General features: G+C 67.9%; 1 protein-coding gene. It reads left to right on the top strand.

Annotated features, from left to right (window positions below):
* Positions 1-69: 69 nt before the first annotated feature.
* Positions 70-361 (top strand): aldehyde dehydrogenase family protein (locus tag EH240_RS37610; RefSeq protein ID WP_125007323.1); only part of this gene is annotated, 292 nt, incomplete at its 3' end.

Consider the following 361-nt stretch of genomic DNA (forward strand, 5'->3'; position numbering starts at 1 on the left):
TGGGGATCTCAAGGAAGGCGTCGCCGCCTTCTCGCAGAAGCGTGCGGCGATCTTCAAGGGAGAATGGTGATGACGATAGAGATCAGGCCAACCGCGCTTGCCGACGCGCCCGTGCGCGGCTTCGAGATGCTGATCGACGGCAGATGGACGGCCGGCGCAGAAGGCCGGACGATCGACCGGAACGCGCCGAGCCACGGCATCGTCGTGAGCCGCTACCAGGCGGCGACAAGGATCGATGCCGAGCGCGCCATCGCCTCGGCGCGAAAGGCATTCGACCACGGCCGGTGGCCGCACACGACGGCGTCGCAGCGCTCGCGGGTTCTGCTGAAGGCCGCCGATCTCATCGAGGCCCGCGCCGAAA

This window comes from Mesorhizobium tamadayense, assembly GCF_003863365.1.
Classification (GTDB): domain Bacteria; phylum Pseudomonadota; class Alphaproteobacteria; order Rhizobiales; family Rhizobiaceae; genus Mesorhizobium; species Mesorhizobium tamadayense.